This is a genomic window from Bartonella queenslandensis AUST/NH15 (assembly GCF_000312585.1).
GTDB classification, from domain to species: domain Bacteria; phylum Pseudomonadota; class Alphaproteobacteria; order Rhizobiales; family Rhizobiaceae; genus Bartonella; species Bartonella queenslandensis_A.
Genome location: NZ_HE997998.1, coordinates 136,384 through 147,939 on the forward strand (window position 1 = coordinate 136,384; position 11,556 = coordinate 147,939).

The 11,556-nt window shown below is 36.0% G+C and carries 7 protein-coding genes; all 7 read left to right on the plus strand.

Going from position 1 to position 11,556, the window contains the following annotated elements; genetic code table 11:
• Window positions 1-751 precede the first annotated feature (751 nt).
• The 7 genes from BN338_RS04400 (at window position 752) to tsaE (ending at window position 10,840) form a co-directional block, all read left to right on the plus strand.
• On the plus strand, window positions 752-1,471 hold the full coding sequence (locus BN338_RS04400) for a sulfate transporter family protein (RefSeq protein WP_039759552.1): 720 nt from the start codon (window positions 752-754) through the stop codon (window positions 1,469-1,471).
• A gap of 975 nt (window positions 1,472-2,446) precedes the next feature.
• Window positions 2,447-3,367, plus strand: coding sequence for an acetyl-CoA carboxylase, carboxyltransferase subunit beta (accD, locus tag BN338_RS04410; RefSeq protein WP_039759407.1), 921 nt, complete (start codon window positions 2,447-2,449; stop codon window positions 3,365-3,367).
• Between the two features lie 4 nt (window positions 3,368-3,371).
• A complete protein-coding gene (locus tag BN338_RS04415) occupies window positions 3,372-4,691 on the plus strand; it encodes a bifunctional folylpolyglutamate synthase/dihydrofolate synthase (protein WP_039759409.1) in 1,320 nt (439 codons plus the stop codon).
• Between the two features lie 43 nt (window positions 4,692-4,734).
• Entirely contained in the window at window positions 4,735-5,733 is a 999-nt protein-coding gene (locus BN338_RS04420; RefSeq protein ID WP_039759410.1) for a complex I NDUFA9 subunit family protein, read from the plus strand.
• Between the two features lie 701 nt (window positions 5,734-6,434).
• Window positions 6,435-7,832, plus strand: a complete 1,398-nt coding sequence (gene ahcY, locus BN338_RS04425) for an adenosylhomocysteinase (RefSeq protein WP_039759411.1) — start codon at window positions 6,435-6,437, stop codon at window positions 7,830-7,832.
• A 34-nt stretch (window positions 7,833-7,866) separates the two neighbouring features.
• Window positions 7,867-10,332 (plus strand): sensor histidine kinase, encoded by a 2,466-nt coding sequence (locus tag BN338_RS04430; RefSeq protein WP_039759554.1) that lies wholly within the window; start codon window positions 7,867-7,869, stop codon window positions 10,330-10,332.
• A gap of 40 nt (window positions 10,333-10,372) precedes the next feature.
• On the plus strand, window positions 10,373-10,840 hold the full coding sequence (tsaE, locus tag BN338_RS04435) for a tRNA (adenosine(37)-N6)-threonylcarbamoyltransferase complex ATPase subunit type 1 TsaE (RefSeq protein WP_039759412.1): 468 nt from the start codon (window positions 10,373-10,375) through the stop codon (window positions 10,838-10,840).
• Window positions 10,841-11,556 lie beyond the last annotated feature (716 nt).

Here is an 11,556-nt window from a genome sequence, read left to right on the forward strand (position 1 = left end):
TTCATAAATGGATAGTGTTATTATATAAAAATTATTTGATACAATGCACCACTTGCATGAAAAATGCTTCAATGAATTCTTACTTTATTGCACTTATAGCTCTTAAAATTCAAAATATCATTATTTTTAATCATCAGTGACATTTCCCTTTCTTTGCTTCTTCTTAAAAAACTGCTTGTTATGAAATATATAGAGTTAATTGTTTGAAATTTCTTTCTTTTCTTATTGTGATATCACATGAGTCATTTTGTTGCCTAAAATCAGAATATTTCCGTAACGAATACGTAAATTTTACCCTTATTCCATTAACTTCAATATTATGCGAATGCCAAGACGCGCCATGCCAAGCAATAGAAAAATATAGAAAATATTAGGGATCGTCTAAAGCGAATTAAGGATATAGATAAAGAAAGTTAGGCTGCTATACGGGATAAATGGAAGTAAAAAAACTCCCCCCTCAATATCTTTTACCACCTTCATTTTTTTATATACATCATGTAAATGCAATAAGCTAAACTCTGTACAAAAATATTTAAAAATTCTTCTACAATAGCTGATTCTTACAGTCTTCTCGTTTTTTAAACCTAAAATTTCTATTGATGTAAATTTTATTTTTTTACCAAATAAGATCGATGTATTTCTTTAATGTTATTGAAAATAGATCTCATAATGCAAGAAAGAAAAAATTACACTATACATTCTTTAAATATATTTCTTGTTTTTTTTGCTTCTTTCCTTAATTTATGAATCTATGATTTTTACTGCTGCCTATCGTGCTTTACAACGTCTTTTGACTTCACAATATAGTATTATGATACTGAAAGCATTGGGAGTTACTTTTTTTGTGCTCGTCATTTTATGGTTATGTGTGCACCAACTTTTTGTGTCTTACTTTTGGCCTTGGATTTCTCAGTTTCTTCCTGGACTCCCAAGTTGGGCAGGATGGTTGGGATTTAGCATGCTTATCATCTTCAATCTTGGTTTAGCTCTTTTGTTGGCTTTTTTTATTGCCCCCATCACAGCTATGATAGGTGGCTTTTTCATTGACTCTGCTGCTGAAATCATTGAAAAGGAAGATTATCCAAATGAGCCTATTGGACAAGCTATGCCATTTGGGCGCTCTCTTATCCTCTCCTTTAAATTTGTTATTTTAAGCCTTCTTGGCAATGGAATTGCTTTTATTTTATTCTTCATACCAGGTGTTAATTTGATTGCTTTTTATGTTATTAATGGTTACTTGCTTGGTCATGAATATTTCTTGTTTGCTGCTTATCGTTTTCGAACAGAGCAAGATGCGCGGGCTTTTTTACATACTCATTATACAACGGTTTTTGGCGCTGGATTATTGATCGCGGTTTTTGTTTCGATTCCCATTCTTAATTTAGCCACACCGCTTTTTGCAGCCGCCTTCATGACACATTTACACAAAATGCTTTCCCAAAAGACCATGACATACATCACACAAAAATAATGTTCCTTGAACTTTAAACTGAACAAAACTTGCCAACTAAAGAAAGCATAATATAGAATTTATGCTTTCCTTTTTTAAATCAATATATTGATTTATAATGATAACTTATCGTTTTATGACATGAGTAAAAAACCTAAATATCATAAAGCTTTCTTATTTTAACCCATTCATATTGAATCAATTAAAACCGTATGTTGAAATATCATAAACAGAAGCGGTTGTGTGGATAAAAGAACTTTTAAAAAGATATCTCTCATGCCCCCTCTCAATGCAAGAATTATTGTTACATTGGAACTGGCAAAGGGTATAATGATATTGGTTTTTATCTTCTATTTCAGTAAAAGAAGGGAGCATAGTAAATTTTATACCTTATCATGGAGGGGATATACTCTTCGCACTATCATGAGAGAATTTTTGGAATATGTGAGACTGTTAAATTTAGCAACGCGTGAATACACAATAAAAATGATATTTTTCGGTGCTTTATTTTATGTGAAACGCGCGTGCTTTAAGGAAGCCGTTTGAAAAAAATCTTGCTCTGCTGTTAGCGTTTCGCTAACATAACATTATCATATCCATTACCTTGGATGAGTGTGGCCTTGTAAGTTTTATATTATAAGTTTTTTTTTGCTTTAGAACTGTTGGTATTAATGATTAATTGGAAATTCATTTTTATTAAAAGTAACTAAGCCGTTTATTGACTAGCGCAAGAGATGAGTTTTAATACTAAAATAAAAAAATATGTAAGTTCTTAAAACTTCTGAGAAATTTGTTATAGGGAATACTCTTTGTGCATATGATTGTTATGACATTAGAAAGATTAAAAATAGAAAACAATGGAGTTAGAGCTGTACGTGCGTGAATAAAAACATTAAATAGACTTTTTTTCAGCCGGAAAAGCAAATGTAACCGCTTAAGTTCTATATTCTTTCAAATCATGCAAAAGATGTGTAATATTAAAGGAAGGTTATAAAGATGAACTGGATTACAAATTATGTTCGTCCTAAAATTAATTCTATATTGGGACGCCGTGAAATTCCAGAAAATCTGTGGATTAAAGATCCTACCAGTGGTGAAATGATCTTCCATAAAGATCTGGAGGACAATCAATTTGTGGCTCCTCATTCTGGCTATCATATGCGTATCAGTGCCAAAAAGCGTCTCATGCATTTTTTTGATGATGGTGTCTATACAGCTCTTGAAAATCCAAAAGTTGTGACAGATCCTTTAAAGTTTCGCGATGAAAAACGCTATATTGACCGATTAAAAGATTATCGTTCTAAACTTGGGGTTGATGACAATATTTTAAGTGCACGTGGTACTATTGAAGGCTTACAAATTATTGCAACCGTTCAAGATTTCGCCTTTATGGGTGGGTCTCTCGGTATGGCTTCAGGGGAAGCTATTATCAAAGCTTTTGATACTGCCATTGCTGAAAAGTATCCTTTGGTTCTTTTTGCTGCTTCTGGTGGTGCACGCATGCAAGAAGGAACACTCTCATTAATGCAAATGCCCCGTACAACAGTAGCAATTGAAATGCTGAAAGAAGCAAAACTTCCCTATATTGTTGTGCTGACCAATCCAACCACCGGTGGTGTTACTGCTTCTTACGCTATGCTTGGTGATATTCACATTGCCGAACCCGGTGCTATGATTGGTTTTGCTGGTCCACGTGTGATTCAACAAACGATACGTGAAACCCTACCAGAAGGTTTTCAAAGTAGTGAATATCTGCTCGAACATGGTATGATTGATATGGTTGTATCCCGTTTAGAAATGAAAACAACCATTGCACGACTTTTACGCTTAATGATGAAACGCCCTGCTGTTGTTAACCCTTCCACCCCGTCCCCAACAGATTCTCAAACATCGCTTTCTAAAACAAAAGCAGCCTAAATTCATGCAACAAAGCCAAGTACAAAAGGTCGTAGATGATCTACTGAAAAACTATCCCAAAAAATTTGATCTTTCTTTAGAACGTATTGTTCGCCTTTTAAAGCGTCTTGGTAATCCACATTTAAAACTTGCGCCTGTTATTCACATCGCTGGAACAAATGGCAAAGGATCTGCCTCAGCAATTTGTCGTGCTCTTTTGGAACATGCTGGATACCGTGTTCATGTCTATAGTTCACCTCACCTCGTCAACTGGAATGAACGCTGCCGGTTAGGCCAAAAAGGAGGCGGTCAACTTGTTACAGAGAGCCTATTGGCTGAAACAATCCGTGAAATTATAAAAGTAAATCGTCAAGAGCCGATTACTATTTTTGAAATTTTTACAGCTGCTGCCTTTATGCTGTTTAGTACACATCCCGCTGATGTTGTCATTTTAGAAGTTGGGTTGGGAGGACGTTTTGATGCGACCAATGTCATTAACAAACCAGCGGTATCGCTTATTATGCCTATTGATTATGATCATGAGAGCTTTCTTGGAAACCCAATGGCTCAGATCTCTTTTCAAAAAGGGGGGATTATCAAACCAAATGTTCCTGTGGTTATCGGGAAGCAAGACCATGAAGAAACTCTTGCTACTTTAATATCCCTTGCCGATAAAAATAAAGCATCTTATTCTCTATTTGATCAAGATTATCAAAGCTATAAAGAACATGGACGTATGGTTTTTCAAAACGATCAAGGTCTCATGGATCTTTCACTTCCTAATCTCATTGGAGATCACCAAATTGCCAATGCTGGTGCTTCTCTTGAAGCAGTCTATCAAGCAGGTTTTCAACTTTCAGAACAAGTCATAAATGATGCTTTAAAAAATATTTATTGGCCTGCACGAATGCAACATCTTACCCAAGGTCACTTGGTTGCTCAACTATCTCCTAATATTGATTTATGGCTTGATGGTGGTCACAATCCTGCTGCTGGAAAGGTTATTGCGGCAGAACTTACACAATGGAGAAAAAAAACAGATCTTCCCATTATTATGATTGCTGGCATGATGAATACCAAAGATGCTGTTGGTTATTTTCGTCCTTTAGCAAAGCTTGTCGATAAAGTATATACAATACCGCTTAGTAACAATGACGCCTGTATCCCTCCAATAAACTTAGCTGAATCAGCCCAACAAGCAGGAATCTTTTCTATCCCACAAGCGCACCTACAAGATGCTTTGCATAAAATTAAGGTCGAATATAAAGAAGCAATTGTTCTTATTGGAGGTTCCCTTTATCTTGCAGGCGATATTTTGCGTGACAATAAAACACCACCGTGCTAGAAATTGAATCTTTTTAAAGCTTTGAAAGATAGACTTTTTAATCATGCAACTCGATTGTGCACTTTATCAACATCCTAAACTTATTACCGTTTTTGGCGGATCTGGTTTTGTAGGTCGTCATGTCGTTGAAACTTTGACGAAGTGGGGATATCGCGTTCGCATCGCTGTTCGTTGTCCGCAAAAAGCCTATTACATGCTCCAAATAGGAGAAGTAGGACAAACCCAAATGCTTAAAACAGACATCAAGCATCGTGCATCTGTTGCACGTGCATTGCTTGGCGCTGATGCAGCAGTGTTTTTGCCTGGTAGCTTAAAACAAGCAAATCAATCGAATTTTAAAAATACACAAATTGATGGCACTTACAATGTTGCTGAATTAACAACAGAAGCTGGTATTCCACTCATCTATATGTCAACACTTGTAGCTAATGAAAATGCTTCATGTCTTTATGCACGTGTTAAATTTATAGGTGAGCAAATCATTCATAACAAGTGTCCTCAAGCAATTATTATGCGTCCATCTATTATCTTTGGACCAGAGGATTGTTTCTTTAATACCTTAGCAGATTTGTCACGTTTTTTACCCATTATGCCTCTTTTTGGAGGAGGACAAAGTAAATTGCAACCTGTATATGTTGGTGATGTTGCTGAATTTATTGCGCGCGCTTTAAATGGACACGTTGCTTGGGGAAAAAATTATGATCTTGGTGGTCCTCAGATTATCACCTTCCAAAATGTTCTTGAAAATATACTCAAAGTTATTCACCGTAAAAAAACAATCCTATCCATGCCTTTTTCTGCCGGTCTATTGATTGGAGGAATTTTGGGAGCAATCGGTAAACTGCCTTTTGTACCAACACTTGTAACAGCCAACCAGATACGCTTTTTGCAAATGGATAACATTGTTTCTCAAAAAGCTATTGAAAATGGACATACTTTAGAGGGTGTGGGAATTACTCCTAGAGCAATGGCTGCATTTTTGCCAAGTTATCTCTGGAGATTTCGTCCACATGGTCAATTTTCCCAAAACTTACTTGTCTAAAATAGATTCTCCCAAAACTGAATTAATGATTTGATTTATAATTCATAGCTTGTTGTCCGCTCTTTTAAAATCAGAGTGTTCAATAGATTGATGTTTTTGCATTTTAAATGCTCCATTCAGTATCATAAAAAGTGCTTCCTCGCACATCTATAGTATTTTGATAAAATCGTTGAAAACAGGAGAAAAATACTTCTTATAAACTGTCTTCACATAAGAGCAGATAGCAATCTTGAAAACCAGAAGAACCGATTCTGGAGTGCCTATTCATAAATATAAAGACAACAACCTATAGCTTTTGCATTATATTATTTTGCTAAAAAGCTTAATAATGAAATTAAACAGGGTAACAATGCCCTTTTTGTAAAATAAGAGTATACTCTTTTTGATTATCCCCAAAAAAGATCAACATAAAAACTGTGAAGCAATGCATCATGTTTGTTATTTAAAAGGTATTCCTCTGGAGATTTTTAAAAGTTGTAAACCCACTGAAATGTAGAATTTTTTTATATAATTAAGACTTATCATGAAATCTCTTGTTCTGTTAGTAATATCATTACTCAGATTCATAAATGCATACTTGTTGCACAAATTTATGGAGATTTTAAAAGAGCTTTTTCACATAAAGAAGTCTTCTTCTTGTCTTGCATTTTTTTTTCATTTCTCCTACCGTCCTAGAAAAAATGATTTTAAAGGAATGAAGAATGGCAGCTCAAGATTTTGTTGTCAAAGATATTGCACTTGCCTCTTATGGTCGTAAAGAACTTGATATTGCTGAAACGGAAATGCCTGGTTTAATGGCTTGTCGCAAGGAGTTTTCTTCTAGTCAACCTTTGCGCGGCGCGCGGATTTCTGGCTCATTGCATATGACAATTCAAACAGCTGTTTTAATTGAAACATTAAAAGCGATTGGCGCCGATATACGGTGGAGCTCTAGCAATATTTTTTCTACGCAAGATCATGCAGCAGCAGCTATTGCCGCAACTGGTATTCCTGTATTCGCCGTTAAGGGTGAAACATTGGAAGAATATTGGACTTATATAGATGCCATTTTTCAATGGCCCGATGGTAATCCTTCTAATATGATTTTAGATGATGGCGCTGATGCCACAAACTATATTTTAGTGGGAAGTCGTGCAGAACAAAATAAAGATATCCTCTCGAATCCCAAAACAGAAGAAGAAGAATTTTTTTTCAAACAAATCCAAAAGCGTATGGATGCAACGCCAGGATTTTTTACACGACAGCGCGCAGCAATTAAAGGTGTAAGCGAAGAAACGACAACAGGTGTAAACCGTCTTTATCAGTTACAAAAAGAAGGACTTCTGCCTTTTCCTGCGATTAATGTCAATGATAGCGTCACTAAATCAAAGTTTGATAATAAATACGGATGTAAAGAATCATTGGTCGATGGCATTCGACGTGGAACAGACGTGATGATTGCTGGTAAAACAGCCATTGTCTGTGGTTATGGTGATGTAGGAAAAGGTTCAGCAGCATCTCTTTCAGGTGCTGGAGCTCGTGTTAAAATAACAGAAATTGATCCTATTTGTGCTCTTCAAGCCGCTATGGATGGCTATGAAGTTGTTAATTTAGATGATGCTGCCTCTAGTGCTGATATTATCATTACAACAACAGGCAATAAAGATGTTGTCCGTTTAGACCATATGCGACAAGTAAAAGATATGTGTATTCTTGGAAATATTGGTCATTTTGATAACGAAATCCAAGTCGCAGCTCTTAGAAATTTACCATGGACAAATATTAAGCCTCAAGTTGATATGATCACCTTTCCCGATGGAAAACGCATCATTTTGCTCTCTGAAGGACGTTTATTAAATCTCGGTAATGCAACAGGACATCCTTCTTTTGTCATGTCAGCCTCGTTTACTAATCAAGTTTTAGCGCAAATTGAACTCTTTACCCGTACAGAACACTATACCAATGAAGTCACTGTTTTACCTAAACATCTTGATGAAAAAGTTGCACGTCTACACCTTGATCGGTTAAGAATAAAATTAACTGTTTTATCAGAAGAACAAGCCGCTTATATTGGAGTTACACCGCAAGGACCTTATAAACCAAACCATTACCGTTATTGAAATGCTTCCTTGGGTTAAAAAAGGGAAAAATGTCGTGCTCAGCTTTGGTGACCATACCCCCAAAGAAAAAGCTCAAAAAATGATCCGAGTTTATACGTCTATATTTTGCCTTTTTTTCTTTTTTTCTCCAACACGCACTGTTGCGCAATCGTTGGAAAGTTATTTGCCATTTTCCTTCACTTTGCCAAATGGTCCATGGCTTCTTTTGGCACTGTGTGGAGGGATTTCTTGTGCTTCACTTCTCTCGTGCATCGTTGTTATCATGAATGCAAAAAAAGTTGTACAGAAGCCTCTGAAGACAGTTCAGGCAGATCTTTCTGAAAAACTTAAATATTATGAATGGCTTTTGGAAGAAACCGAGCAGCTGCTTCTTATCTGGGAAAATCCAACAACCTTACCTCGTGTTGTTGGTACTCTTTCCACATTGCAAAAAATAGGTATTGATCAGCAAAATTTTCAGCGCTTTGAACTATGGGTTGAAGAAAATTCTCTGAGGGAACTTGATTATGCATTGACTCAACTGCGTTGTAAATGTCATCCTTTCGAACTTTCTATCACCACCACAAATAATGTGCTGTTACAAGTTACAGGCGTCATCGCAGGAACAGTCGCCATTGCTCGCTTTCAGGATATTTCAAAACAGCAGAGCGAAAATGCTCGTTTACAGAAAGATATCACCCACCTTCTTACTGAACTGAGAATGCAGCGTAATCTTCTTGATTTTATTCAAGAACCTGTATGGATAAAAGATTGTGAAGGAAAAGTTTGTTTTATCAATCGCGCCTTTAGAGAAATGACAAACTTTCGTGAAGGCAGTGATGAAGTGGGAGATCTTTTCAATGAAAACACACAACGCAAAACAGATGAAACAGAAACACTTTTTCAAGAACATGTTCACACTGTCATTGATGGAGAACGACGCCGTTTTCATCTCACACGTATTACAACAGCCGAAGGGATGGCAGCCTTTGCCCGTGATGACAGTGCCTATGAAAATCTTGCTCATGAATTAAGGTATGTTCTTCAAAGCCATTGTGAAACCCTTGACCAAATCTCAACTGCTGTAGCTATTTTTGATAAAAACCAAAAACTAAAATTCTGCAATCATGCTTTTAAAATTTTATGGCCGTTGGAGAGTTCCTTTTTAGAAAGTAAACCAAGCCATACATTGTTTCTTGAACGTTTACGTGAAAAAGGACTCATTGCCGAACATCCTGATTGGCGCGCGTGGAAAGAAGAACTTTTTAAAGCCTATCGGCAAACAGAATCGAACCAACAAATTTGGAATCTTCCAGATGGGCGTACGGTGCGTGTTGTCTCGAACCCTCATCCACAAGGAGGTGTCACTTGGCTTTACGAAAACCTTACAGAAAAAATTGATCTTGAACGCCGTTATAATACACTTATTAAAATACAAGGTGAAACACTTGATAAACTTTCCGAAGGCGTGGTCGTTTTTGGTACGGATGGGCGCCTTCGTTTATCGAATCCTGCCTTGTCGAAATTGTGGGCACTTCCTTATAATTTACTGGTAGAAGGGACCCATATTACCCAGTTACAAAATCATTGTTCAAGCTTAACTGTGGGACAAGAATGGGATCAGTTTACCAAATTCATTACTGGCTTTGCTGAAAAACGTGAAACATATTCGGGTCGTATAGATCTTAAAAATGATATGATTATTGATTATACTCTGGTTCCTCTTCCCGATGGACAGACGATGCTTACTTTTGTGAATGTTACAGACACTGTCCATGTTGCACGTGCTCTTCAAGAAAAAAATGAAGCCTTAGAAAGTGCTGATCGTTTGCGTAATGAATTTGTCCAACATGTTTCCTATGAATTGCGCACACCTCTCACCAATATTATTGGGTTTTCCGATATTTTACGCGATCAAATTTTCGGTTCTATCAATGAACGTCAACAAGAATATCTTGGGCATATTCATTCAGAATCAGGCACTCTTTTAAATATTGTTAATGATATTCTTGATCTTGCCACCCTTGATGCAGGCATTATGGAGTTAGACATAAAATCAGTTAACATTGCCGATGCTATGATACAAGCAGTAGCACGTGTAGAAGATCGTCTTAATGGACGTCATATTACGCTTTTACAACAAATTTCTCCTTCTTTAAATTCTATTTCTGCTGATGAAAAACGCTTACATCAAATTTTTGTGAATGTTTTGAGTAATGCTATTAATTTTGCAACGGAGGCGAGTACTATTGAATTTTGTGTCGATGAACAAGATGATAGTATTGTCTTTAGCGTTCACAATGAGGGCTCTGACATCCCTGAAGACATCCTTAATCGTGTTTTTAAGCGTTTTTCTTCTCATTCACACCATGGTGGGCGGGCGGGAGCAGGTCTTGGCCTTTCCCTTGTAAAAAGTTTTGTTGAACTACACGCTGGACATGTTGAAATTCTGACCGGTTCTGGAAAAGGAACAACCGTTAAATGTTTTTTCCCTCTTCCCAAAGGAGATAAGATTTTTTAATTTCAACCTTTACTTTTTCATCCATCTCATGGAACTCTTAATGAATTTTAGTTTTTTTCTTGAAAATGAAGAAGCAACAAAGCTTTTTGCACAAAATTTAGCTCTTTCTTTAAAGCCGGGAGATCTTATAACGCTGCAAGGAGATCTTGGAACTGGAAAATCAACCATTGCACGTACAATCATCCAAACGCTTGCAAACGATAATACTATGGATGTTCCCAGCCCTACTTTTACTCTTGTGCAAAGCTATCAACTCCCACAGTGTGAAATTATTCATGCTGATCTTTATCGCCTTTCTATGGCAGAAGAAATTGATGAATTAGGGCTTTATGAAGCAAGAGAAAAAAATATTTTACTGGTTGAATGGCCAGAAAGAAGTGCAAACCTTTTAGATATTGCTACTTTTGCACTCACCTTACAATATAAAGCACATGGACGCCATGTGACATTGAGATCCGTACCACATTCCATTGAACGTTTGCAACAGTCTTTTGCAATTCACACATAAAAAATATCGACATGATTCATAGATATCATCATTTTTTAGTTTGTGATGCCTCAACCTACTTATAAAATTTGAGATGATGAATAAAATTAAAGAGTCCATACATGAATGTACCAACCATGAAGATGAAACAAAACACTAACTCTTTTATAAAAATGGCACTAACGTGCAGAGAGCATTCGTTAATTGGGAGGAATTAATCTGTTTCTTTGAGAGAATGTTTTTTTATCTCTCATATTTTTTTAAAAAATTTAAAAAAAACTCTTTTGATTCTAGAGAAACATGTAAGAGAATTTTGTATCAAGGTGATAATTTTCTCAGAAGAGCATTAACTTATCCATGGTGAATTTGCTTTCTCCTTAAAAATTGTAAAATTTAGAAAAGTAATTTGTAAAATTTTTAAATTTCCTTCTGTTATTGCCAAACACTCCGAATAAAAAACCTCCTTATTGCTAGAGTGTATTTGCTTTTTTATGTGTTGGCCCCCCTATCTCGATAGCCTTATACAAGAAGAAAATATTATTCACTTAAATATTCGTTGGCGTGCATATAAACAAGGAATTGCCTACATTGTTCATACAGGACAGTGTGGATTATGCATTTAAATTTTTGATTTAATTGAATTACTATTATAATAGAAAAGAATGTTTAAAAAAAATCAAAAGGAGAGACTAAAATTTCTCTCCTTTATCGTTACTGTGTATGGCATTAAAGCCCAT